Genomic DNA, 23,050 nt, shown 5'->3' with positions numbered 1-23,050 from the left:
ATCCTGACTTAGTGCGAAAGGTAGTTGGCAAACGCTTCGGTTTGCGGCTGTGTAAATCGGCTGGCGTCGCCCTGTTCCACAATATGACCGTTCTCCATGTAAACCACGCGGCTGGCAGTTTTACGTGCCACTTCCACTTCATGGGTAACGATTACTTGGGTAATTTGGGTCTGCGCCAGCTCGCGAATAATGCTGACAATCTGGGCGGTGATTTCGGGATCGAGCGCGGCAGTAGGCTCATCGAATAGCAATACCTGAGGTTCCATCATCAACGCACGCGCAATGGCGACGCGCTGTTGCTGACCGCCGGAAAGATGCAGCGGGAAGCGATCGCTATAAGGCGTTAAGCGCAGGCGATCCAACAGCTTGTCGGCGCGTGCTTTTGCATCCGCTTTGCTTAAACCCAAGACGCGGCAGGGCGCTTCAATCAGGTTTTGCAACACAGTGAGGTGCGGCCAAAGATTATATTGCTGAAAAACCATGCCGACATTTTGGCGAAGTTCGCGAATTGCCGCGTCAGAGGGCTTTTTGCTGAAATCGAACTGGTTTCCGGCGATCTGCAAATGGCCAGAGCGCGGATGCTCCAGCAAATTCAGTACGCGCAGCAGAGAACTTTTGCCTGCGCCGCTCGGACCGAGCAGCACCAGCGTTTCGCCCTGCGGGCATTCCAGGTTGATGTCAAACAGCGCCTGATGAGCACCGTAGAAGCAGTTAATTGCGTTTAGTTGAATACTCATGCGCCAAATATGAATAGCTATTAGTGTCGTGGATTTTAACGTCCTCAGAATAGTTATGCAATTGAGGTGGGTTAAAATTTATGAAACAGCAGCAAAACCCTAAAAGCGTAGCACAATATCGCGCCTTTCCCCTTCACGTTTGGCTGGGTTGCGTGTTTATCCTTGAACTGAAACTAAAAGCGCACCACATTGCTGCAGTACGCTTTTTTTAACTAAATACCTGAAAAATAATGTATTACTTCTTCTCGTATTCCAGCGTCTGACCCAGCGTGCCGCTACCCGGATGTGACCAGTTGGCCGCATAACGTATGTCGTCAACGACCCAGCAGGTGCCTTCACGGATCATCAATACTTCATCCTGCCATTGTTTACCGTCACGGCTCAGATCAACACGCAAAGGAATATTATGCGCATCGCTGTTAGGAATAGTGGAGGCGTCCGCTACGCTGGCTACCGTTGGACCTTGCGCCAGGCTGGAGAAGAGATCGCCGTTGCGCCATGCGCCATTTTTGGTGTTGCCGTTGGCGGCAAGTAACGTTTGATAAAGGTGATCGCTTAGATAAGGACGATATTTTGCCAGCGTGCTGCTGTCAGGCAAACCCTGCGTAGGCTGGGCAACGCGCAGGTCATAAAACTGCTGGGCAACGCTATCAGGACCGCCCTCAGCGCAGGATGCTGTACGTGGGCCATTATCCTTGATGACCGGCTCAACCGTGGTACAGGCGCTAAGCAGCACTGCCGCAGGTATCAACAGCGCAAAGGCTTTGTTTCTCATCTCGATTTCCTTATTGTTCTCTGGCAAAGCGCCATTTTTAGCATAGAGTATAGCCGTACTTTTTAGTCGAAAGAGCCTTAGTCCGCTTTGTTAAGGTTTTAGTCTGGTTTTCAGAGAAGGAGAACACGATGAAATTGTCTACCACGCCTACGCTAGAAGGGCACCGCATTACCGAATATTGTGGCGTTGTAACGGGTGAAGCGATTTTGGGCGCTAATATTTTCCGTGACTTTTTTGCCGGTATTCGCGACATCGTCGGCGGTCGCTCGGGCGCCTATGAGAAAGAGTTACGTAAGGCGCGAGAAATCGCGTTCAAAGAACTGCAAGAACAGGCAAAAGCATTAGGCGCTAATGCAGTAGTGGGGATTGATATCGATTACGAAACCGTCGGCAAAGACAGCAGCATGTTGATGGTGAGTGTAAGCGGCACGGCGGTCATCGTTAGTTGAAAAAATGGATACTAATACTGGCAGCGATCCTATTGTCTGGCTGCCAGTCTGGCGTGGAATCACGTAAGGGTTACTGGGCCGATTTACGCCATCCGGCTCAAGGTGCGCGCCCGCGTATCAAGGTGATTGTGATTCACTACACCGCCGAAGACTTCTCATCTTCACTCGCTACTTTGACCGATAATCAGGTCAGTGCGCATTACCTTATCCCGCGCCAGCCGCCACAACGCGAGGGCAAAGGCATTATCTGGCAGTTAGTTCCCGAGCGTGATTTAGCCTGGCATGCTGGCCCCAGCTTTTGGCGTGGTGCTACGCGCATCAACGATACGTCAGTGGGTATCGAACTGGTGAACAGTGGTTATCGACGCACGCTAACCGGGCGCGAATGGCAAGCTTTTACCCCGGCGCAAATCGCATCGCTAAGCGCACTAGTGAAAGACGTGGCGCAGCGTTACGGCATCGCGCCTGAGAATATAGTCGGACACAGCGATATCGCTTCGCAGCGCAAACAGGATCCGGGCCCCCGTTTCCCTTGGCAGCAACTGGCGCAGCAAGGTATTGGCGCGTGGCCAGATGCCGATCGTGTGCAGGTTTATTTAGCCGGAAAAGCCGCGCAGACGCCGGTGCCAACGGCACAGGTGATGGAATTGCTGCAGCGCTACGGTTACGCGGTGACGCCAGAGATGACGCTACTTCAGCAGCAAAATCTGATCGCCGCCTTTCAGATGCACTTTCGGCCAACTGATTATCGCGGACTACCGGATGCAGAAACCGCAGCGATTGCCGCCGCGCTACTGGAAAAATATGGCGCGGCGGAATAGCACGCTGTTACTGCTGTAAAAAGGCTTTCCAGTGCGTGACAACCTGTTCCAGCGCTGCACGGTCAACATCAATATGCGTCACCAAACGTGTTGCTGGGCCGACGCTAATCAGCACATCACGCGCCTTCATCCACGCCTTGAGCGGTTCAACCTGTTCCGCAGGTACACGGACAAACAGCATATTGGTTTGCTGATCAACGACCTCAACGCCAATTTCATGCAGCTGTTGTCCCAGCCATGCGGCGTTGTCGTGATCCTCTTGTAAACGCGTCACGTTATGTTGCAGCGCATACAAACCGGCAGCCGCCAGAATACCGGCCTGGCGCATGCCGCCACCGGTCATTTTGCGCCAGCGGCGTGCACGCTCAATGTAGGCTTCATCGCCACATAACAGCGATCCCACTGGCGTACCCAACCCTTTAGAAAGGCAAATGGTCAGGCTATCGCAATAGCGTGCGATGGCTTCCAGCGTGACCTTTTGAGCAACAACAGCGTTGAAAATACGTGCGCCATCAATATGCAGCGCCAGTTGGTGTTGGCGGGTAAAGGCAAAAGCTTCAGCCAGATAAGCCAGCGGCAGCACTTTACCATGATGGGTATTTTCCAGACTGAGCAGGCGAGTACGTGCGAAATGAATGTCATCAGGCTTGATTGCAGCAGCAATAGACGCCAACGGCAATGTACCATCATCGGCGGCTAAAATCGGCTGCGGCTGAATACTGCCAAGTACTGCAGCGCCGCCCGCTTCATATTTGTAGTTATGCGCTTGCTGGCCCACGATATATTCATCGCCGCGCTCGCAATGGCTGAGCAACGCGACCAAATTTGCTTGGGTACCGGTTGGAAAGAACAGCGCGGCAGTTTTGCCGCTCAAGTGCGCAGCTTCAGCTTCCAGTGCATTAACCGTAGGATCATCGCGATAGACGTCATCGCCGGTCTCTGCCGTCATCATCGCTTGCAACATCGCGGCACTAGGCCGGGTAACGGTATCACTGCGTAAATCGATCACGTTGCGCTCCTGAACTTTCCTGATTAATAAAAAAAGCGGGCATGGCGCCCGCTTGCGAAGTTCTATGGTTTTACCGCAACCAGTTGGTTTTCGCCAGTTCAACCACTTCATCGCCGCGACCATTCAGAATGGCCCGCAGCATGTAAAGACTGAAACCCTTGGCCTGCTCCATTTTGATTTGTGGCGGCATCGCCAACTCCTCTTTGGCGGTGATAACGTCAATCAGCACTGGGCCATCATGGGAAAACGCCTGTTCCAGCGCGCCATTCAGATCAGACGCTTTTTCTACGCGGATACCTTTAATGCCACAGGCTTGCGCAATAGCGGCGAAGTCAGGATTGTCTAGCTCTGTGCCATCGGTTAAATAACCGCCAGCCTTCATCTCCATCGCGACAAAACCCAGCACGCTGTTGTTGAAAATCACCAGTTTTACCGGCAACTTCAACTGCGCCACCGTAATGAAATCCCCCATCAACATACTGAAACCGCCGTCACCACACAGCGCGACCACCTGACGATCGCGATCGATGGCCTGCGCGCCCAAGGCCTGCGGCATGGCGTTTGCCATTGATCCGTGGTTGAACGAGCCCAGTAAACGACGCTTCCCGTTCATCTTCAAATAACGCGCAGCCCAGACGGTGGGTGTACCCACGTCGCAAGTGAAAATAGCGTCATCGTTGGCGTAGTGGCTAATCTGCTGAGCAAGATATTGCGGATGAATGGCCTGCTTGTCGTTGGCATTGGCGAGATCGTCGAGATCTTTGCGTGCCTCAACATAATGTTTCAATGCGCTGTCGAGATGCTGACGATCGGTTTTATCCATCAGCTGCGGCAATATCGTCTGCAGGGTGGTTTTCACATCGCCGATGTAGGCTTGATCCACGCGACAGTGCGCGCCAAGGCTACCGGGATTGATATCCAGTTGGATAATTTTGGCTTTTTCCGGGTAGAAAGCGCGATAGGGAAATTGCGTTCCGAGCAGCACCAGCGTGTCGGCATTCATCATCGCGTGGAAACCTGATGAGAATCCGATAAGCCCGGTCATGCCGACATCGTAAGGATTGTCATATTCAATGTGTTCTTTGCCGCGCAGCGCATGAACGATAGGCGCTTTTAGCGTCGCGGCCAGCTCAACCACTTCTTTATGCGCACCTGCAACGCCACTCCCGCAAAGCAAAGTAATATTACTGGCTTCGTTTAGGGTTTGAACCAGACGCGCTAACTCTGCAGCTTGCGGTTGGATGTGTGGAAGCTGTGGCGGATACCACGCCGCGCTCGCCGTTTCTGGCGCTAACTTCAGCGCAACATCGCCAGGGATGACCACCACTGACACGCCGCGATTCAGGATCGCTTTACGCATCGCGATGCCTAAGACTTGAGGTAATTGCTCTGGATTAGAAACCAACTCGCAGTAATGGCTGCATTCGCGAAACAGCTCTTGTGGGTGCGTTTCCTGAAAATAGCCGCTACCGATCTCGCTGGAAGGAATATGTGCGGCAATGGCTAATACCGGAACATGGTTACGATGACAATCAAACAAGCCGTTAATCAGATGCAAATTGCCGGGACCACAAGAACCCGCGCAGACTGCCAGCTCACCGGTCACGTGCGCTTCTGCGCCTGCGGCAAACGCAGCAACTTCTTCATGGCGGGTTGGCATCCATTCAATGGTTCCCATGCGATTTAAGCTGTCACTCAGACCGTTAAGCGAATCACCGGTCACGCCCCAAATGCGTTTGACGCCTGCATTCTCAAGGGTTTTTGCGAGCAGCGCCGCAATGGTTTGTTTCATCATCTTCTCCTTTTGGTGATTGGCCATCCTGGCGATGGCACAACCGAAAGCGCAAAAAAAGAAGCTTAGACGAGGTTATCGAAACGCAGCCGTGAAAAAATGCGCTGCGTTTCGGCTCAGGGCGTTAAGCGGAGAACAGGGCGATGAGAATAGGGGCCAGCAGGCTCATGACAAAACCATGCACTATCGCGGCGGGAACAATTTCCATGCCGCCTGCGCGTTGCAACACCGGCAGGGTGAAATCCATTGAGGTAGCGCCACATAAACCCAATGCACTGGAACGATGACGGGCAATTAAGGCCGGGATCAACATAATAGCAATCAGTTCGCGTAACAGGTCATTGAAGAACGCTGCGCTGCCAATGACCGGACCAAACGCTTCGGTCATTAAAATACCGGACAGCGAATACCAGCCAAATCCGCTGGCCATTGCCAAACCGGTTTTTAACGGTAAACCCAACAGCAGCGCCGCAATCATACCGCCAATCAACGCACTCACTAACACGACGCTGGCGACAATCATGCCGCGGCGATTCAGGATAATTTGGCGCAGCGTCATGCCGCTGCCACGCAACTGTATTCCCACTAAAAACAGCAAGAAAATTAATGCGTATTCACTGGCTGCAGAGGCGTGATGAAGAAAGTTCCACTGTGTCAGGCCTAATAAAAATCCCACGATGACTACGCCGCACAGCTTGAGTGATTCCAGCGCCATATGCAGCCGCGACGGCAATTTTTCCTGTTTGTGAGCGTGTTGCCACGGCAAGCGTTTTTCCAGCCAGAGCAATGCCAGTAGATTGCATAACATGATGCAAACTGCGGCGACTGCGGCGGTGTGAAATACCGTGAGCAGATTACGGCTAAGGTTATCAAGAAACGCCAAACTGATGCCCATGAAGAACAAGATGACATACACCATCCAGCTCAGTAAGCGATTAACTGCACGTAGAATTGCGGTTTTATGCAGAGGTAATAGCCAGCCCACGACCAGTGGAACAAGAATAATCAGAAGTCCGGAATACATAATTATTTAAGCCATCCGTGCGAAAGTGGCGACACGCTAGCGAAAAAGGCGCTAAGAGTAAACCCTGTAGAGAGAGTGGCTTGACCGGTTTGCGTTCGCCAACCATGCTTCGGTTAATAAGAGGATGAGCCACGTATGATTCTGCAACATATCGATATTCGCGGTTTTCGCGGCATCAGTCAGCTTTCCTTGCCGCTGACACCCACCAACCTGTTAATCGGTGAAAACGCCTGGGGCAAATCGAGTCTACTGGACGCACTTACACTGTTATTGTCACCGCAAACGGAAGATTATCAATTTACGCCTGCTGATTTTTACTTTACGCCAGGCGACGTTAACGATCAGCGAAGACGTCTGCAGATTGTGTTCCATTTCCGTGATGACCACAGCGATCAAGACGCGCTGCTTACGCCGTTCTGGCAACGGGACGCACAAGGGCAACGTTGGCTCTTTTACAGTACGCGGGCGAAGTTGCGTGATGGCCATGTCAGCACAACACGGCGCTTTGTCGATCAGCAGGGCAACGTGTTACCTGAAGAAGGGACGGGAGCGGCTATTCATCATCTGCTGCACAGGTATCCGGTGCTGCGATTGCGTGATGCGCGTTTTAGTCGTCGCAGGCGAGATAGCGAAAGCAATAACGATACGCGCACCTCAACCTTGAACCAGTTAGCGATGGAGCTTGATACGCTCACGCGAGATCTGGTGACGCAGCCGCAAACGTTGAGCGACGAGGTGCTGCGTCAAGGTTTGCAAACCATGCAACAACTGATGGAGCACTATTTTTTGGTGCAGCATCCCAAAGATGCCAGTGAAGCGCGCCGCATTGATCCGCAAGCGCGTGATGGCATGCAAGGATGGCGCTCGCTGGATAGGCTGAATAAACTGATATCGGGAACGGATTCGCGCAGTCGCCAGCTGATTTTACTGCGTATGTTTACGCTGCTGATACAGGCGCAGGGCAGTGAGCCGCTGGCTATTGGCGCACGACCGCTGTTGTTGATAGAAGATCCCGAAACGCGACTTCATCCGATTATGTTGTCAGTGGCGTGGAATTTACTGGTGTTGCTGCCGCTGCAAAAAATCACGACCACCAATTCAGCTGAGCTGCTTTCACAGGTGCCGATTGAGAATGTGTGTCGGCTGGTACGAGAGCCGTCGCGGGTCGCTGCGTGGCGTATCGGCCCGGAAGGATTGAGTGCGGAGGATAGCCGGCGCATTGGGTTTCATATTCGCGTTAATCGTCCGTCTGCACTGTTTGCCCGCTGCTGGTTGCTGGTGGAAGGCGAAACTGAAGTGTGGATTATCAATGAGCTGGCGCAGCAATGCGGTCATCACTTTGCCGCAGAAGGGGTAAAAGTGATTGAGTTTGCTCAGTCAGGATTAAAGCCTTTACTCAAATTTGCCCGCCGCATGGGCATTGCCTGGCATGTGTTAACCGATGGTGATGATGCCGGCAATAAATATGCAGCTACAACGCGCAGCCAATTGCAGGAGGGGGACGAGGAATCACATCATCTTACCCAGCTTCCCGCGCTGGATATGGAAAATTTCCTTTATAAACAAGGGTTCGATGAAGTTTACCATCAGATGGCGCACCTGCCGTTAAACGCGCCCATGAATGCAAGGCGTATTATTACCCAAGCTCTTCATCATGCGTCGAAACCGGAACTGGCAATTGCCGTGGCGATGGCGGCGGCCGAGCGCGGCCCCGAGGCTATTCCAACGCTGATGCGCCAAATGTTTTCACGGGTGATTTGGCTGGCGCAGGGTAAAGCAGATTAGAAAGGTAACAAAAAAATGCCAGCGGCATGGGCTGGCATTTTTTTAGGGAATGTTCAGAATGGGGATAAACGTCAGGCTACAGCCTGCGCTTCTACTGGCACGATAAGACTGGCATGATTGCCTTTCGGACCTTGATGGACGTCAAACTGAACTTGTTGGCCGGCTTTAAGTGTTCTGTAACCATCCATCTTAATCGTTGAGTAGTGCGCGAAGATGTCTTCGCCGCCCCCGATTGGACAGATAAAGCCGAAGCCTTTGGCGTTATTGAACCATTTAACTGTACCCGTCTCCATGCTTTTACTTCCCTCGCAAGACATTTTATTAAGTAGGTGAGGTCATTTAAGCTGTGAGTCGAGTTTGATTAAAACTCAATCAGCTTGTGTCCGTAGAATGTAGAGAAACGGGCACTGGCGTCAAGCAAAGCGCCGGACTGCGCAGGGAGAAAATCACTAAAATTTGAGGTAGTTAACGCTATTGCGAATTTTGTGATACAGGTCGCGGAGGCTTTTTTCGGCTAAATTTCCATCATCGGCTGATAGCTTGACAAGCGTGTTAAACTCTAAATATGAACTGCAATGGGTTTATGAATGATGTGCGGAATCTCAACGGATCATTATGGCAAACAATAACGACTGGCTTAATTTTGAACATCTGGCCGAAGACAAAGTACGCGAAGGGTTAAAGCCGCCTTCAATGTATAAAGTCATTCTGAATAATGACGATTATACACCTATGGAATTTGTTATTGACGTAGTGCAAAAGTTCTTTTCTTATGATGTTGAACGTGCAACGCAGCTGATGTTGAAAGTTCACTACCACGGTAAAGCGATCTGTGGTGTATTTACTGCAGAAGTCGCCGAAACCAAAGCGGCCCAGGTGAACAATTATGCGCGGGAAAATCATCATCCTTTGCTGTGTACGCTGGAAAAAGCCTGATCCCGTCTCCATATAGGAAACAGGTCGTCAGAGCGATAATTGGGGGAGGTGCCTAATGCTCAATCAAGAACTGGAACTCAGTTTAAATATGGCTTTCGCCAGAGCGCGTGAGCACCGTCATGAATTTATGACCGTCGAGCATCTGTTACTGGCGCTGCTCAGTAACCCGTCGGCCAGAGAGGCACTGGAAGCCTGTACGGTGGATATTGTGGCTCTCCGGCAGGAGCTCGAAGCCTTCATCGAACAAACCACACCTGTGCTGCCTGCCAGTGAAGAGGAGCGTGATACGCAACCTACGCTCAGCTTCCAGCGTGTGTTACAGCGTGCGGTTTTCCATGTCCAGTCATCAGGCCGAAGCGAAGTCTCCGGTGCTAATGTGCTGGTTGCCATTTTTAGTGAGCAGGAGTCGCAAGCGGCTTACCTGCTGCGCAAACACGAAGTCAGCCGCCTTGATGTGGTGAACTTCATTTCTCACGGTACGCGTAAAGACGAACCCGGCCATGCGCCGAATGCAGAAAATCCGGTTAACGAAGAGCAAGCAGGCGGGGAGGATCGTATGGAAAACTTCACCACCAATCTCAATCAGCTTGCTCGCGTCGGCGGAATCGATCCGCTGATTGGTCGGGACAAGGAGCTTGAGCGTACCGTTCAGGTTTTATGCCGCCGTCGTAAAAATAACCCGCTGCTGGTGGGAGAATCGGGTGTCGGTAAAACCGCTATTGCTGAAGGTCTCGCCTGGCGTATTGTTCAGGGCGACGTGCCGGAAGTGATGAAAGATTGCACCATTTACTCTTTAGATATTGGTTCACTGCTGGCAGGCACTAAGTATCGTGGCGACTTCGAGAAGCGTTTCAAAGCGTTGTTGAAACAGCTTGAGCAGGACAACAGCAGTATTCTGTTCATCGATGAAATCCACACCATTATTGGTGCGGGCGCGGCGTCAGGTGGCCAGGTTGATGCTGCTAACCTCATCAAACCGCTGCTTTCCAGCGGCAAGATTCGCGTTATGGGTTCAACGACTTATCAGGAATTCAGTAACATCTTCGAGAAGGATCGTGCTTTAGCACGTCGCTTCCAGAAAATTGATATCACTGAACCGTCGCTGGATGAAACCGTTCAGATCCTGAATGGCCTGAAACCGAAATACGAAGCGCATCACGATGTGCGTTATACCGCGAAAGCGGTGCGTGCAGCGGTAGAGCTGGCGGTGAAATATATCAACGATCGTCATTTGCCGGATAAAGCGATTGACGTTATCGACGAAGCGGGCGCTCGCGCTCGACTGATGCCAGCCAGCAAGCGCAAGAAAACGGTCAATGTGGCTGATATAGAGTCTGTGGTGGCGCGTATTGCGCGTATCCCAGAGAAAAGCGTTTCAGCAAGCGATCGCGATACGCTTAAAAATCTGGGTGACCGCCTGAAAATGCTGGTATTTGGTCAGGACAATGCGATTGAAGCCCTGACTGAAGCGATCAAAATGAGCCGGGCGGGTTTGGGCCAGGATCGTAAACCGGTTGGTTCGTTCTTGTTTGCGGGTCCAACGGGCGTGGGTAAAACCGAAGTCACGGTTCAACTGGCAAAAGCGTTGGGCATTGAGCTGCTGCGTTTCGATATGTCCGAGTATATGGAGCGTCATACCGTCAGCCGTTTGATTGGTGCGCCTCCGGGCTACGTTGGTTTTGATCAAGGTGGTTTGCTGACCGATGCGGTAATCAAACATCCTCATGCCGTTGTGCTGCTGGATGAGATTGAGAAAGCGCACCCGGATGTCTTTAACCTGCTGTTACAGGTCATGGATAACGGCATGCTAACGGACAACAACGGGCGTAAAGCGGACTTCCGCAATGTCGTGCTGGTGATGACGACAAACGCCGGTGTGCGTGAAACGGAACGTAAATCTATCGGCCTGATTCATCAAGACAACAGCACCGATGCAATGGAAGAGATCAAAAAGATCTTTACGCCAGAGTTTCGTAACCGCCTCGACAACATCATTTGGTTCCGTCACTTGTCTCCAGAGGTGATTCATCAGGTGGTCGACAAGTTCATTGTCGAACTGCAAGCGCAGTTGGATGCGAAAGGTGTGTCGCTGGAAGTCAGTGATGAAGCGCGCGATTGGCTGGCTGAGAAAGGCTATGACAAAGCGATGGGTGCACGTCCGATGGCGCGTACCGTTCAGGAAAGCCTGAAGAAACCGTTGGCTAACGAACTGCTGTTTGGTTCGCTGGTGGATGGTGGATCGGTATCAGTTGGACTGGATAAAGAAAAAGGCCAGCTAACCTATCATTTCCTGAGTGCGGAAAAACGTAAAACAGAGGGCACTGTGCATTAATCACGGATGTCAGATAGAGAAAAGGCCGGATGAGAATCCGGCCTTTTTTTTGCTTGCTGATATTATTCAGCAGCGCGATGAGAGCAGCTTAGCGACTACGGAAGACAATGCGGCCTTTGCTCAGGTCGTACGGGGTCAACTCGACAGTCACTTTGTCGCCCGTCAGGATGCGGATGTAGTTTTTGCGCATTTTACCGGAGATATGAGCGGTAACCACGTGTCCGTTCTCAAGTTCTACGCGGAACATGGTGTTAGGTAACGTATCCAGTACGGTACCTTGCATTTCAATATTGTCTTCTTTGGCCATCGAATCCTCTGGGTGTACTACCTTTCAGTTGAACCGGCAAGATAATGCCCAATTCAACGATTTATGTAAAGAACCGTCGACGATTTTGCCAACGCTTCGCCGTGCTTCGCGTTATAACGCGAGCATCTCGGTTAAATTCGGGTGTTTTATGTGACGTCTGCGGGGGAGTTAGCGGGCTAAGAATCTGTATCAACCGGTTACACGCGCACGATTGAACAGTTCCGAGAGTGCGTTGAGATTCCCAGCCTGGCAATTCCGGCTTACTACTATGAAGCGCGGACGACATACCAAACTCGATTATTATATCACTTTTACCGCTTTATGTGTGCAAAACATCTGTGTAGGTTTAAAAAAGGGTTTGCGTACGCCAGCAGCCTTCGCTGACCGGTTGCCACGCAAGGCTTTGCACATATTGCAGATAATCTACACGGGGGATTTCCCTCGCACCTAAAGACGCAGTATGCGGGTTAAGTACCTGACAATCCACCAAACGCCCCTGGTGTTTTACGAAGTGTTGGCAAAATACCCAGAGTGCGGTTTTCGAGGCATTCTCCTGACGACTAAACATCGACTCGCCACAGAATATTTGGCCTAACGCTAAACCATACATGCCGCCGACTAAACGTTGCCCATTCCAGACTTCAATCGAATGCGCATGACCGAGTTCATATAATCGCAACCAGGCGCGTTTAACTTCGAAAGTAATCCAGGTGCCTTCCTCACGTCCAGTAGCGCAGCCTTCAAGAACGTCGGCGAAAGACTCGTTCATGGTCACGCGATAAGGTGACTGCTTGTGGAAACGCTTCATGCTGCGACTGAGATGAAAATACTCAGGCAGTAGCACGGCACGAGGATCGGGCGACCACCATAAAATAGGATCGCCGGGCGAAAACCAGGGAAAAATTCCACGTTGATACGCATTCAGTAAACGAGCAGGGGAGAGATCGCCACCCATTGCCAGCAAGCCGTTCGGTTCGCGCAAGGCCATTTCAGGCGGTGGGAAATGCAATGACTCCCTTGAAAGTTGTACCAGTCTCATGACGTTATTTTACCTGTCAGCTATTCGCTAGAACTATAGCGCAAAGCGTTGCTGGAAACGCCAATAGCGACCCGTTTTTGAGATTAATTCCTTATGGCTGCCTTGCTCAATAATTGCACCATTTTCCATTACGCAGATGCGATCCATAAGATGTAAGCCACTCAGGCGGTGGGTAACGATGATCACCGTTTTCCCCTGAGTGACCTGATTCAGCAACGTCAAAATTTGTTGCTCCGTGCTGGCATCTAAACCTTCAGTGGGTTCATCGAGCAACCAAAGATCGCCATCATGCAGAAGTGCACGTGCAATGGCTAAACGCCGCAGTTCGCCACCTGAAAGCGGGCGTCCGCCTTCACCAAGCCAGGCATTTAAGCCCTCATCGTTCTCAAGTAAACATTGCAGTTCGACCTGAATCAGCACTGCTTTGAGCTTCTCATCAGTTGCGGTTGGAGAAGCAATAAGCAAATTATCGCGCAGCGTTTGACTAAATAAATGGACTCGCTGCGTCACCATGCTAATACGCTGACGTAGTTGCGCTTCATCCCACGCCTGAAGCGCAACATCATTGAGCGCTATGGTGCCGTGCTGACTTTCCCAGGCGCGCGTCAATAAGGCTAACAACGTTGATTTACCGCAACCGGTTGGTCCGAGCAAAGCGATATGCTCACCAGCCCGGATATTCAGGGAGAAATCGCTGAGCACGGCGTCGGGTCGATCAGGATAAGAGAAATAAAGATTTTCGATAATGACTTCAAGGCTACCTGTTCTGACATCAGCAACCGAAGGGAAAATTATCGTAGGCTCTCGACCAATGATGTCATTTACGCGTTGCGCAGCCGTAATGACCTGGGATAATGGCAGAAACGCACCGGCAACCGGTGCCAGCGCTTCAAAAGCGGCTAGCGCGCAAAACACCACTAACGCAATGAGGGAGCCCGGTAACTGCTGTGCTTCAATTGTCGTTGCGCTGACCCAAAGCAGAAGAGTTACGGTAAAACCGCTAATCAGCAGCAGTAGGCTTTGTGCTAAAGCGTGTAGGCGCTGCTGTTGACGCTGTGCTTGCTGCCACTGCTGTTCTTGATCATTAAGCTGTTTCCGCCAAGAGGAAGCTGCGCCATAGAGCGTGAGTTCCGCCTGTCCGCTCAGCCAATGCATGAACTGCATGCGCCAATAAACACGCCCTTGCGCGATTGCCCGGCCTGCTGGTGCACCAAGATGATAAAACAGCGGCGGAAAAAGCAGCAGCGTTGCTAACATGATGCCCCCCAAAATTAATGCTAATTGCAGGTCAATCAGGCTGAGTGCTGGCGTGACCAGCATAATGACCACAAAAGCACCCGCTAGCGGGGAAATAACACGCAAATAAAGGTGATCGAGCGTATCTACATCGCCAACAAAACGATTTAACAGGTCAGATTGACGAAAATCAGCAAGTTGACCGGGTGATAAGGCAATCAGGCGGCTAAAGGTGAACACACGCAGATGTTGCAATACGCGGAAAGTGGCATCGTGACTCATAAGGCGTTCAAAATAACGGGCAGCGGTACGTATGATGGCAGCACCGCGAACACCCGCCGCGGGTAGCATGTAGTTGAAGCTGTAGAGTCCCGCAAAACCCGCAACTGAGGACGCCGCCAGAAACCAACCAGAAAGAGTAAGAAGGCCAATGCTGGCCAGCAAAGTAATCATGGCTAACACCATGCCTAAGGCTAAGCGATAAGGATGGCGCAACCAGAGACGGAGGAAAGGATGAAATGCAGACATCAGGAAATCTCCTGCTGACGGTGCTTCATCATCTGTTTAAACGCACCGGATTGTTCACTTAGCTGATGCCAGTTTCCTTGCTGTATTAGCTGTCCGTTTTGCATCACCCAAATTGCATCCCATTCCTTAAGATTATCGAGTTGGTGAGTAATCATTAGCGTAGTTTGCTGCCTGGCAGCTTGGTTGAGCGCCTGCATGACCAGTGATTCACTAAGGGCATCAAGACTGGCGGCGGGTTCATCCAGTAATAACAAGCGTGCTGGTTTATACAATGCGCGTGCAACAGCGATGCGCTGTGCCTGACCAACCGATAAACCTGTACCGCCATCGCCCAGAATTGTCTTCAGACCCTGAGGCAGCCGCGGTAGAAATTCGTTTATTCCGCAGGTTTTTAATAACTCGGTAAAACGGCTTTCACTATAAGACTCATTCATCAAAATATTGTCGCGAATTGTCGAGGCCGGCAGATGGGGGTTTTGTCCGACCCAAGCCAAATGTTGGTGCCAGTTATCACGAATAATATCGCGTAACTCCATCCCATTAACGCGGAGAGAGCCTTGATAAGGTAAAAAGCCCAGTAATGCATTCATTAATGCGCTCTTGCCTGCGCCACTTTGCCCAACCAGCGCCACGCGTTGATTAGCTGGCAGATGGAAAGTTAACGGGCCACACAGCGTTTTTCCGTTTGGCGCGCAAATCAGCAGGTTTTCAGCCCTGACTTCAATCGAATCATTTGACGCGAAAGGGGTTTCACCTTGATTGGCAACGTTGTCCGGAGTTTCGTGCATGAATTTTTCAAGCGCATCAGCGCCGCCAACTGCTTGCGCTTTGGCGTGATAAAAGGTGCCGAGATCACGCAGCGGTTGAAAAAATTCAGGGGCCAATATCAGCACTAAAAAACCGGTAAAAAGCGTAACGCCATGGCCATAATCGCCAAAATGCAGTTCGCCTAAATAGGAAAAGCCAAAGTAAACCGCGACCACCGCGATAGCCAATGAAGCAAAAAACTCCAGCACGGCAGAAGAGAGAAAAGCAAGGCGCAGCACTTCCATAGTGCGCTGGCGAAAATCTGTGGTTGAGGCCGCAATAGCCTCTTTTTCCGCTTCGCCCCGATGAAAAAGGCGCAGCGTTTCGCGCCCACGCAGGCGATCAAGAAAGTCACCGCTCAGTCGTGCAAGCGCGCTGAAATTACGACGATTAGCATCAGCAGCTCCCATGCCGACCAAGGCCATGAACAGCGGAATCAAAGGCGCGGTGACAAACAGAATTAAGCCGGCGGTCCAGTTTAGAGGAAAGAGGGTGAACAGAATGCAAAAGGGAATAAGTACGGCAAGCGTCATTTGAGGAAGATAGCGTGCATAGTAATCCTGCATATCTTCAATTTGCTCCAGTAATAACGTTGCCCAACTGCCAGCCGGTTTCCCCTGAATCCAGGCGGGACCGAGTACAGCCAGACGATCAATGATCTGCTTTCGAAGGGCCTGACGAATGGCCTGGCCAGCACGAAACCCAGCGTGTTCCCGAGCATAATTTAATGCCGCGCGCAGGACAAAGCACAGCAGTAACAGCATGAAATGGGTCAGCAGCGTATCGCGTGATTGTTGTTCAATAATCAGCGCTTGCAGCAATGAGGCCATTAGCCAGGCTTGAGCAATAATAACCAGCGCGCTGGCAAAACCCAGCAGCGTGGTCAGTCGCAACCATCGTCCAGCGTGACTGCGTTGCTGGCGAAGCCAGCGGGTAAGATGCTGTTGCCGCGATTTGTTCATGCGATACCGTGGAGAATGCCAAAGGCGAATGCAGAATCAGGACGTTTCCTGCTTCTATAGGCGCATGAATCTAGCATGGCGACAATAAAAAAGGCGACTGAAAAACAGTCGCCTTTATTGATTACGATCAGGAAATGAATAACTTATCGATCGTTTTTAACCAAACCGTCGAGATAACGTTCTGCATCCAACGCAGCCATACAACCGGTACCCGCTGAAGTAATTGCCTGACGATAGATATGATCCATGACATCACCTGCGGCAAATACGCCCGGAATGCTGGTTTGGGTCGCGTTACCGTGCAGACCAGACTGGACTTTGATGTAACCATTTTCCAGATCCAGCTGCCCATCAAAGATGGCGGTGTTCGGGCTGTGACCAATGGCCACAAACAGACCTGCGACTTCCAGCGCTTCAGTTTCTTGCTCGTTAAGCGTGGAGCGCAATGTTAAACCGGTAACGCCCATCTGATCGCCCACCACTTCTTCCAGCGTGCGGTGAGTATGCAGAACAATATTCCCGCTACTCACTTTTTCCATCAGTCGATCAATCAGAATCTTCTCTGCACGGAAGCTGTCACGACGATGAATCAGGTGCACTTCTGAAGCGATATTGGCGAGATAAAGCGCTTCTTCCACGGCGGTATTACCGCCGCCAATAACCGCGACTTTCTGCTGGCGGTAGAAGAAACCATCACAGGTTGCGCAGGCTGAAACGCCTTTGCCTTTAAACGCTTCTTCCGACGGCAGACCAAGGTAACGTGCAGAGGCGCCAGTGGCGATGATCAGCGCATCAGCGGTGTATTTAGCGCTGTCACCGGTCAAACGGAAAGGACGATTCTGTAAATCGACAGTGTGAATGTGGTCAAAAATGATTTCAGTATTAAATTTCTCAGCATGCTCATGCATGCGTTCCATCAGAGATGGACCTGTCAGATCGTGCGGGTCACCTGGCCAGTTTTCAACTTCTGTCGTGGTGGTTAACTGACCGCCTTTTTCAAGCCCAGTAATTAAAACCGGATTCAGGTTGGCGCGTGCAGCGTAAACGGCTGCGGTATAACCCGCTGGACCGGAGCCCAGAATGAGTAACTTACTGTGTTTTGCCGTACTCATGCTTTCCTCAGTTTCATTCGGCTGACATAGCCTGCGATTGTAGGGAATATCCTGATGGAATGACAAGGCTTGCACGATTTTGTTAACGATAGCTGCAAATGGCGTAGACGATGATGATAGTTTCCGCCTCTCCTTTGCGCCAAAAGGGGGCAAAAATCGGCTTTTTGTGGTGCAGCTGTTCAAAAATACTCATTTAAAAACAGTTACCCAGAGGACTGTCTGGCATCTTGTACTGGATTTGGACATTTTACTTTGACAATCGCCTGCGCATTTGCGAAAACAGTGTCAGAAGCGAAGAATGTTAATCGGATCAAAACAGGGTTTAATGCCTCGTTTTGCGCGCAACACCGAATAAAAGCAGCCTGACATTGGTAATGACGCATGATGTGGACAGACAACATGCGTCATGCGGATGAGTGCCTTAACGCACAGGCTCTACAACTTCACTTCAAAAATGCCCCGAACAATGAGCGTTTTCAGGGCGTGGCAGGTAAAGGGAAGGAATTAAGAGAGACAATAATAATGGTAGACAATAAGAAACGCCCCGGGAAAGACCTCGACAGAATCGACAGAAATATTCTGAATGAACTGCAGAAAGATGGTCGTATTTCAAACGTGGAACTTTCCAAACGCGTAGGATTATCGCCTACGCCGTGTCTTGAGCGTGTGCGCCGCCTTGAGCGTCAAGGTTTTATCTTGGGCTACACCGCACAATTAAACCCGCATTATCTGGATGCATCACTGCTGGTGTTCGTTGAGATTACTCTGAATCGTGGCGCGCCAGATGTGTTTGAGCAATTTAACGCCGCTGTACAAAAACTTGAGGAAACTCAAGAGTGTCACCTCGTTTCGGGTGATTTCGACTACCTGCTTAAAACGCGTGTACCTGACATGTCTGCCTATCGCAAACTGTTGGGCGAAACCTTGTTGCGTCTGCCAGGCGTTAACGACACGCGTACTTATGTGGTGATGGAAGAGGTCAAACAGAGCAATCGTCTGGTGATCAAAACTCGCTGATGCGGGGCAGGTGCAAAACCTGTGGGATTTCGGTACACTCCTGTGAATTCATACAGGACCAGCGTCGGGAGTGCCCGACGCTGTTGCTTCATACTTTACAGGCACCTGGAGAGTTCTCTTGAGCCAGGAATACACAGAAGATAAAGACGTTTCGTTACAATCGCTGAGCAGTGGACGCCGTCTACTCGAAGCGTTGCTCATCCTGGTGGCGCTTTTTGCCATTTATTTGATGGTTTCATTGGTCAGTTTTAATCCTTCCGATCCAAGCTGGTCGCAAACGGCCTGGCATGAACCCATTCACAACATTGGCGGCAGCGTTGGCGCCTGGCTTGCTGACACCTTACTTTTCATTTTTGGTGTGATGGCTTACGCCATTCCGCCGGTCATTCTGGGGCTGTGTTGGATCGCTTTTCGTCAGCGTGACAATCAAGACTACTTCGACTATTTCGCGGTTGGCCTGCGTTTGATTGGTGTTTTGGCGCTGGTAGTCACCACCTGCGGCATGGCTGCTTTGAATGCTGATGATATTTGGTATTTCGCTTCCGGCGGTGTGATCGGCAGCCTGGTCAGTAATGCCATGGCGCCTTGGTTAAATCCTGCGAGTGGAACGTTAGCATTGCTGTGTGTCTGGGCAGCGGGTGTCACGCTCTACACCGGTTGGTCATGGCTGACCATTGCGGAGCGCATTGGGGGTGTGGTCATGGGTGTATTAACCTTTGCCAGCAACCGATCGCGCCACGATGAGCCATGGCAAGAAGACGAAGAGTATGAGGCTGAACACGCATCGACCTCCCGTTCACGTGCTATTCAGCATGATGACGATGAAGAGGATATTTTGCTGGCGGCGCCACGTAATGTGGCTGCTGAAAGCGTGCCCGCTGAAGAAGCTGTCTCAGCTGAAGATGTTCTCTTGTCAAACCAGGATCCCTTGTTAGCGAAAGCGGCTGCAGCAACCAGCGCAGCTGTTGCTACAACTGTGGAAGCAGCGCACGTCGAATTAGCGCCATTACCTGCCGTTGCGCCAGTTTCTTCGGTTGCTGTGCCATCAACAGTTGCACCTGCCGTAGCAGCACAGGTTCCTGCACCGATAAACAATGGTCAACCTCAGGTTCAGACTGCACCAGAAGCGTCGCCGCCGCTTTATCGGTTTGAAATTCCAGAAGATAAACCTGCTCAAGCACCGCCGTTTACCGCCTTTGAAGATAACGAGCCGAAGATGGGCAACTGGCGTGAAAGCGCATCTTCAATGCCAGAAACGCCTTCTGCAGTAACGCGAGTAGCAGCGACAGCCGCTGCATCCGTTGCAACAAGAACAACCCCTACATTTGACCTTGCGTCAGAAGTGAATCCTAACCCGCAGGTCAAACAAGGGATCGGGCCTTCGTTGCCGCGTCCTAATCCGGTTAAGTTGCCGACGCGTCGTGAATTAGCCTCTTACGGCATCAAATTACCCTCACAACGCATGGCGGAAGAAAAAGCCAAAGCAGAAGAGTCGAGCACGGTTCAGTCAGCCGTATCTTCTGAACAAAATGCCATCTGGGCACCAGAAGACGAAGACGCATTGCAGCAGGCAGAACTGCGTGAAGCGTTCCAGTCTGGGCAACAGCAACGCTATGGCGAAAGCTGGCAGCAAGATGAAGAGGATGAAGAAGCGTTACAGCAAGCTTCGCTCGCCCGTCAGTTTGCTGAACAACAGCAGCAGCGTAATGTGCCTGAGCGTGAAGCGCCTGCGGCACCCGTATTTAATCTGGATACGGCTTCCGCCTTTGATTTTTCTCCAATGAAAGATCTCATCGATGATGGCCCAACCGAGCCTCTGTTCACTATTGCTGCTACGCCAGAGCCAGAAGAACCTGCGGTTTCGCATGAGCCGTGGCAGCAAGTGGCAGAAGTTTCCGCGCCCCAGGCACCCGCACAGGTTCCGGTGCCAGAAGCGCCTTCAACTTTTGCTGCGCCAGTTCAGCCTCCGGTTCCGGCTGCACATTCTTCTTATGCTGCGCCAGTGCCAACGCCAGCGGTCGAAGAAGCGAAACCTTCAGTGCATGACAGCCTGATCCATCCCTTCCTGATGCGTCATGAACACCCGTTGGAGAAACCGTCCACGCCACTCCCAACGCTCGATCTGCTGACGGCTCCGCCAGAAGAGGAAGAGCCGGTGGATATGTTTATGCTGGAGCAAACGGCGCGGCTGGTGGAGTCTCGCTTGGGCGATTACCGCGTAAAAGCGGAAGTGGTTGGTATTTCGCCTGGCCCAGTCATTACGCGTTTCGAACTGGATCTGGCACCTGGTGTAAAAGCGGCGCGAATCTCAAATCTTTCACGAGACCTGGCTCGCTCGCTTTCTGCAGTGGCGGTGCGTGTAGTTGAAGTGATTCCGGGCAAGCCTTATGTCGGATTGGAGTTACCCAATAAACATCGCCAGACGGTTTATCTCCGTGAAGTGCTGGATTGCGCAAAATTCCGCGATAATCCTTCTCCGCTGGCGATCGTGTTAGGTAAAGATATTGCAGGGCAACCGGTGGTCGCGGATCTGGCTAAGATGCCGCACTTGCTGGTAGCGGGTACAACCGGTTCTGGTAAGTCTGTGGGCGTTAACGCCATGATTATCAGTATGCTTTATAAAGCGACGCCTGAAGAGGTGCGCTTCATCATGATTGACCCGAAAATGCTGGAGTTGTCCGTCTATGAAGGCATTCCGCATCTGTTAACCGAAGTGGTTACAGACATGAAGGACGCCGCTAATGCGCTGCGCTGGAGTGTGGGCGAGATGGAGCGCCGTTATAAGCTGATGTCTGCTTTGGGTGTGCGTAATCTGGCGGGTTACAACGAGAAAGTTGAGCAAGCTGAAGCCATGGGCCGTCCAATACCCGATCCATTCTGGAAGCCGGGCGATAGCATGGATATGACACCGCCGGTGTTGGAAAAACTGCCTTACATTGTGGTTCTGGTGGATGAATTTGCCGATTTGATGATGGCCGTCGGTAAAAAAGTGGAAGAGCTTATTGCCCGCCTGGCGCAAAAAGCCCGTGCCGCAGGTATCCATCTGGTGCTGGCAACGCAACGTCCTTCCGTTGACGTGATTACCGGCTTGATTAAGGCGAACATTCCAACCCGTATCGCCTTTACGGTATCGAGCAAAATTGATTCACGTACCATTCTTGATCAGGCCGGTGCTGAGTCACTGTTGGGGATGGGTGACATGCTTTATATGCCGCCTAACTCTTCAATGCCGGTGCGTGTTCATGGCGCATTTGTTCGCGACCAGGAAGTGCATGCCGTTGTTCAGGACTGGAAAGCGCGCGGTCGCCCACAATACATCGAAAGCATCACCGCTGGCGAAGAGAATGAAAGTGGTGGCGGCGGAATGGACAGCGACGAAGAGCTCGATCCGCTGTTTGATCAGGCAGTCGCCTTTGTGGTGGATAAACGTCGTGCGTCAATTTCAGGTGTTCAACGTCAGTTCCGCATTGGTTATAACCGTGCGGCGCGCATTATTGAGCAGATGGAAGCGCAAAGCATTGTTTCTCCTCCGGCACACAACGGCAATCGCGAAGTGTTAGCGCCGCCGCCGCACGAAATGTAGTTCGGATAAAAACACGCATGGAAACAGCAGCAATGAGCCAGTTTAGACTGGCTCATTGTTTATCAGCAGATCATCCCCATATCAGACTATGCTTTCGGTTTTTTCTCCTGTCTAAAAAGCAGGATTGCAGCCAGGCTTAATGCAGTTATCAATGGGAAACGAGAAGATAAGGAATTGAAGCAGATGAAATTACGTGTAATTGCTTTTGGCCTGATGGCCTCTTTCGCTTCTGCCAGCGTGTTGGCTGATGCTTCAAGTGACCTGCAACAGCGTCTTAATAAAGTCAGCAGCTTTCATGCCAGCTTTACGCAAAAAGTTACAGACGGCACCGGTGCAAATGTTCAGGACGGTGAAGGTGAATTGTGGGTGAAACGTCCCAGCCTGTTTAACTGGCACATGACCGCCCCGGATGAAAGCGTCATCATTTCTGATGGTAAGTCGCTGTGGTTCTATAATCCATTTGTTGAACAAGCCACGGTTAGCTTGTTGAAAGATGCAACCAGCAACACACCTTTCATGCTGATTGCGCGTAACCAATCCAGCGACTGGCAGCAATACAACATCAAACAGCAAGGTGATGAGTTTGCGTTGACGCCGAAAAACAGCGACGGCAACTTAAAGCAGTTCACTATTACTGTGACTCCGGCTGGCACCATTAACCAGTTCAGCGCTATTGAGCAAGATGGTCAACGCAGTAACTACCAGCTGAAGAGCCAAAAAAACGGTGCGATAAGCCCGGACAAATTTACGTTCACACCGCCTAAAGGCGTAACGGTGGACGATCAACGTCAGTGAGGTT

General features: G+C 51.4%; 20 protein-coding genes. 9 read left to right on the top strand and 11 right to left on the bottom strand.

From position 1 onward, the window contains the following. Positions 1–8: 8 nt before the first annotated feature. Complete coding sequence (artP, locus tag MUG06_RS08040; RefSeq protein WP_215847213.1) at positions 9–737, bottom strand: arginine ABC transporter ATP-binding protein ArtP; 729 nt, start codon at positions 735–737, stop codon at positions 9–11. Positions 738–817: 80 nt separating this feature from the next. Here artP and MUG06_RS22800 point away from each other — a divergent pair, with 80 nt between their 5' ends. Next, positions 818–949 carry a hypothetical protein gene (locus tag MUG06_RS22800; protein WP_279233927.1) on the top strand — a complete coding sequence of 44 codons (132 nt, stop codon included), beginning with the start codon at positions 818–820 and terminating at the stop codon, positions 947–949. 23 nt (positions 950–972) lie between these two features. Here the strand turns inward: MUG06_RS22800 and MUG06_RS08035 are convergent, their stop codons facing one another. Beyond that, on the bottom strand, positions 973–1,512 hold the full coding sequence (locus MUG06_RS08035) for a lipoprotein (RefSeq protein ID WP_215847211.1): 540 nt from the start codon (positions 1,510–1,512) through the stop codon (positions 973–975). Positions 1,513–1,640: 128 nt separating this feature from the next. Here MUG06_RS08035 and MUG06_RS08030 point away from each other — a divergent pair, with 128 nt between their 5' ends. Both MUG06_RS08030 and MUG06_RS08025 read left to right on the top strand, forming a co-directional pair. Continuing rightward, positions 1,641–1,961, top strand: coding sequence for a heavy metal-binding domain-containing protein (locus MUG06_RS08030; protein ID WP_215847210.1), 321 nt, complete (start codon positions 1,641–1,643; stop codon positions 1,959–1,961). Further along, complete coding sequence (locus MUG06_RS08025; RefSeq protein ID WP_243078255.1) at positions 1,958–2,782, top strand: N-acetylmuramoyl-L-alanine amidase; 825 nt, start codon at positions 1,958–1,960, stop codon at positions 2,780–2,782. Before MUG06_RS08030 ends, MUG06_RS08025 begins: the two co-directional genes overlap by 4 nt. A gap of 7 nt (positions 2,783–2,789) precedes the next feature. Here MUG06_RS08025 and ltaE read toward each other — a convergent pair whose 3' ends face one another. From ltaE to MUG06_RS08010, 3 genes are all read right to left on the bottom strand, one after another. Further along, complete coding sequence (ltaE, locus tag MUG06_RS08020; RefSeq protein ID WP_243078254.1) at positions 2,790–3,791, bottom strand: low-specificity L-threonine aldolase; 1,002 nt, start codon at positions 3,789–3,791, stop codon at positions 2,790–2,792. A 70-nt stretch (positions 3,792–3,861) separates the two neighbouring features. After that, a complete protein-coding gene (poxB, locus tag MUG06_RS08015) occupies positions 3,862–5,583 on the bottom strand; it encodes a ubiquinone-dependent pyruvate dehydrogenase (RefSeq protein WP_243078517.1) in 1,722 nt (573 codons plus the stop codon). Between the two features lie 124 nt (positions 5,584–5,707). Next, positions 5,708–6,607: a lysine exporter LysO family protein gene (locus MUG06_RS08010; protein ID WP_215847207.1), complete on the bottom strand. Its 900-nt coding sequence runs from the start codon at positions 6,605–6,607 to the stop codon at positions 5,708–5,710. Between the two features lie 135 nt (positions 6,608–6,742). On the opposite strand from MUG06_RS08010, the gene MUG06_RS08005 reads away from it, so the two are divergent. Continuing rightward, positions 6,743–8,392 (top strand): ATP-dependent endonuclease, encoded by a 1,650-nt coding sequence (locus MUG06_RS08005; RefSeq protein ID WP_243078253.1) that lies wholly within the window; start codon positions 6,743–6,745, stop codon positions 8,390–8,392. Positions 8,393–8,463: 71 nt separating this feature from the next. Here MUG06_RS08005 and cspD read toward each other — a convergent pair whose 3' ends face one another. Continuing rightward, a complete protein-coding gene (gene cspD / locus MUG06_RS08000) occupies positions 8,464–8,685 on the bottom strand; it encodes a cold shock-like protein CspD (protein WP_193403324.1) in 222 nt (73 codons plus the stop codon). Between the two features lie 322 nt (positions 8,686–9,007). On the opposite strand from cspD, the gene clpS reads away from it, so the two are divergent. Next, entirely contained in the window at positions 9,008–9,328 is a 321-nt protein-coding gene (gene clpS, locus MUG06_RS07995; protein ID WP_215847206.1) for an ATP-dependent Clp protease adapter ClpS, read from the top strand. 55 nt (positions 9,329–9,383) lie between these two features. Continuing rightward, complete coding sequence (gene clpA, locus MUG06_RS07990) at positions 9,384–11,660, top strand: ATP-dependent Clp protease ATP-binding subunit ClpA (protein ID WP_215847205.1); 2,277 nt, start codon at positions 9,384–9,386, stop codon at positions 11,658–11,660. A gap of 88 nt (positions 11,661–11,748) precedes the next feature. On the opposite strand, the gene infA is transcribed toward clpA, so the two are convergent. From infA to trxB, 5 genes are all read right to left on the bottom strand, one after another. Further along, on the bottom strand, positions 11,749–11,967 hold the full coding sequence (infA, locus tag MUG06_RS07985; protein ID WP_002211347.1) for a translation initiation factor IF-1: 219 nt from the start codon (positions 11,965–11,967) through the stop codon (positions 11,749–11,751). A gap of 346 nt (positions 11,968–12,313) precedes the next feature. After that, the gene (gene aat / locus MUG06_RS07980; RefSeq protein ID WP_215847204.1) at positions 12,314–13,006 is read right to left on the bottom strand and encodes a leucyl/phenylalanyl-tRNA--protein transferase; all 693 of its coding nucleotides are present in this window, start codon (positions 13,004–13,006) and stop codon (positions 12,314–12,316) included. Between the two features lie 33 nt (positions 13,007–13,039). Next, positions 13,040–14,770 carry a cysteine/glutathione ABC transporter ATP-binding protein/permease CydC gene (cydC, locus tag MUG06_RS07975; protein ID WP_243078252.1) on the bottom strand — a complete coding sequence of 577 codons (1,731 nt, stop codon included), beginning with the start codon at positions 14,768–14,770 and terminating at the stop codon, positions 13,040–13,042. After that, complete coding sequence (gene cydD, locus MUG06_RS07970) at positions 14,770–16,539, bottom strand: cysteine/glutathione ABC transporter permease/ATP-binding protein CydD (protein ID WP_243078251.1); 1,770 nt, start codon at positions 16,537–16,539, stop codon at positions 14,770–14,772. The genes cydC and cydD overlap by 1 nt, the downstream gene beginning before the upstream one ends. Before the next feature lie 143 nt (positions 16,540–16,682). Continuing rightward, the gene (trxB, locus tag MUG06_RS07965; RefSeq protein ID WP_243078250.1) at positions 16,683–17,651 is read right to left on the bottom strand and encodes a thioredoxin-disulfide reductase; all 969 of its coding nucleotides are present in this window, start codon (positions 17,649–17,651) and stop codon (positions 16,683–16,685) included. Positions 17,652–18,173: 522 nt separating this feature from the next. On the opposite strand from trxB, the gene lrp reads away from it, so the two are divergent. From lrp to lolA, 3 genes are all read left to right on the top strand, one after another. Further along, a complete protein-coding gene (gene lrp, locus MUG06_RS07960) occupies positions 18,174–18,668 on the top strand; it encodes a leucine-responsive transcriptional regulator Lrp (RefSeq protein ID WP_006118610.1) in 495 nt (164 codons plus the stop codon). A gap of 118 nt (positions 18,669–18,786) precedes the next feature. After that, positions 18,787–22,251, top strand: coding sequence for a DNA translocase FtsK 4TM domain-containing protein (locus MUG06_RS07955; protein ID WP_243078249.1), 3,465 nt, complete (start codon positions 18,787–18,789; stop codon positions 22,249–22,251). Between the two features lie 183 nt (positions 22,252–22,434). Then, positions 22,435–23,046: an outer membrane lipoprotein chaperone LolA gene (lolA, locus tag MUG06_RS07950; RefSeq protein ID WP_243078248.1), complete on the top strand. Its 612-nt coding sequence runs from the start codon at positions 22,435–22,437 to the stop codon at positions 23,044–23,046. The last annotated feature ends 4 nt before the right edge of the window (positions 23,047–23,050 follow it).

The sequence above is a fragment of the Pantoea sp. MQR6 genome (assembly GCF_022761075.1).
Classification (GTDB): Bacteria; Pseudomonadota; Gammaproteobacteria; order Enterobacterales; family Enterobacteriaceae; genus Pantoea; species Pantoea phytostimulans.
The sequence above is the reverse complement of the archived record's forward strand: the minus strand, read 5'-3'. Positions and strand labels throughout refer to the sequence as shown.

What these genes read in the sequence shown, in the direction of transcription:
- MUG06_RS08010 (WP_215847207.1), bottom strand. Translation starts at nt 6,607, where the DNA reads ATGTATTCCGGACTTCTGATTATTCTTGTTCCACTGGTCGTGGGCTGG.
- clpS (WP_215847206.1), top strand. Translation starts at nt 9,008, where the DNA reads ATGGCAAACAATAACGACTGGCTTAATTTTGAACATCTGGCCGAAGAC.
- cspD (WP_193403324.1), bottom strand. Translation starts at nt 8,685, where the DNA reads ATGGAGACGGGTACAGTTAAATGGTTCAATAACGCCAAAGGCTTCGGC.
- cydD (WP_243078251.1), bottom strand. Translation starts at nt 16,539, where the DNA reads ATGAACAAATCGCGGCAACAGCATCTTACCCGCTGGCTTCGCCAGCAA.
- MUG06_RS08005 (WP_243078253.1), top strand. Translation starts at nt 6,743, where the DNA reads ATGATTCTGCAACATATCGATATTCGCGGTTTTCGCGGCATCAGTCAG.
- lolA (WP_243078248.1), top strand. Translation starts at nt 22,435, where the DNA reads ATGAAATTACGTGTAATTGCTTTTGGCCTGATGGCCTCTTTCGCTTCT.
- cydC (WP_243078252.1), bottom strand. Translation starts at nt 14,770, where the DNA reads ATGTCTGCATTTCATCCTTTCCTCCGTCTCTGGTTGCGCCATCCTTAT.
- MUG06_RS08030 (WP_215847210.1), top strand. Translation starts at nt 1,641, where the DNA reads ATGAAATTGTCTACCACGCCTACGCTAGAAGGGCACCGCATTACCGAA.
- MUG06_RS08035 (WP_215847211.1), bottom strand. Translation starts at nt 1,512, where the DNA reads ATGAGAAACAAAGCCTTTGCGCTGTTGATACCTGCGGCAGTGCTGCTT.
- infA (WP_002211347.1), bottom strand. Translation starts at nt 11,967, where the DNA reads ATGGCCAAAGAAGACAATATTGAAATGCAAGGTACCGTACTGGATACG.
- clpA (WP_215847205.1), top strand. Translation starts at nt 9,384, where the DNA reads ATGCTCAATCAAGAACTGGAACTCAGTTTAAATATGGCTTTCGCCAGA.
- artP (WP_215847213.1), bottom strand. Translation starts at nt 737, where the DNA reads ATGAGTATTCAACTAAACGCAATTAACTGCTTCTACGGTGCTCATCAG.
- aat (WP_215847204.1), bottom strand. Translation starts at nt 13,006, where the DNA reads ATGAGACTGGTACAACTTTCAAGGGAGTCATTGCATTTCCCACCGCCT.
- trxB (WP_243078250.1), bottom strand. Translation starts at nt 17,651, where the DNA reads ATGAGTACGGCAAAACACAGTAAGTTACTCATTCTGGGCTCCGGTCCA.
- lrp (WP_006118610.1), top strand. Translation starts at nt 18,174, where the DNA reads ATGGTAGACAATAAGAAACGCCCCGGGAAAGACCTCGACAGAATCGAC.
- MUG06_RS22800 (WP_279233927.1), top strand. Translation starts at nt 818, where the DNA reads ATGAAACAGCAGCAAAACCCTAAAAGCGTAGCACAATATCGCGCCTTT.
- poxB (WP_243078517.1), bottom strand. Translation starts at nt 5,583, where the DNA reads ATGAAACAAACCATTGCGGCGCTGCTCGCAAAAACCCTTGAGAATGCA.